1 protein-coding gene is annotated in these 972 nt (G+C 45.0%); it reads right to left on the bottom strand.

Annotated elements, in window-relative coordinates; all coding sequences use genetic code 11:
- On the bottom strand, positions 1-972 hold a 972-nt coding region (gene groEL / locus ACS8FD_RS17290; RefSeq protein ID WP_439276758.1), incomplete at both ends, for a chaperonin GroEL.

Here is a 972-nt window from a genome sequence, read left to right as displayed (position 1 = left end):
CTCTTGTAACTTTTCTTTATCGTAGTCAGAAGTAGACTCTTCGATTTGACGGTTGATAGACTCAACGCGATTATCGATGTCTGCTTTGTTGCCAGCACCATCAACGATAACGGTGTTTTCTTTACCGACAGTAACCTTTTTAGCAGTACCCAATTGCTCTAGGGTTGCAGTCTCTAAGCTTAAACCGATCTCTTCAGAGATAACCGTACCGCCAGTTAGTGTCGCGATATCTTCTAGCATTGCTTTACGACGATCGCCGAAACCTGGTGCTTTAACCGCACAAGTCTTCAAACCACCACGCATATTGTTGACAACTAGCGTAGCCAATGCTTCGTTTTCTACGTCTTCAGCGATGATTAGCAACGGTTTGCTCTGCTGCATCACTTGCTCAAGTAGTGGCACGATTTCACGAATGTTGCTGATTTTTTTGTCAACCAATAGGATATATGGGTTTTCAAACTCGGCCGTTAAGCTGTCTTGCTTGTTCGCAAAGTATGGGCTGATATAACCACGGTCAAACTGCATACCTTCAACAACTTCTAAAGTATCCTCAAAGCTTGAACCTTCTTCAACAGTGATAACGCCTTGCTTACCGACTTTTTCCATCGCTTGAGAAATCAATTCACCGATCTTGGTGTCTGAGTTCGCAGAAATAGAACCAACCTGAGCAATCGCTTTATGATCGTCGGCTGGGGTCGATAGCTTATGGATTTCTTTAACCGCTTCGCGTACTGCTTTGTCGATACCGCGCTTAAGATCCATTGGGTTCATGCCAGCGGCAACTGATTTCATGCCTTCTTGCAGGATTGATTGAGCCAATACTGTTGCGGTAGTCGTACCATCACCAGCGACGTCATTAGTGCGGCTAGCAACTTCACGAACGAGCTGTGCGCCCATGTTTTCAAATTTGTTCTCAAGCTCAATCTCTTTGGCAACTGATACACCATCTTTAGTGATGGTTGGTGCGCCAAA

Source organism: Psychrobacter sp. 1U2, assembly GCF_051847575.1.
Note: the sequence above shows the minus strand (reverse complement) of the source record. Positions and strands in the feature narration are given on the sequence as shown.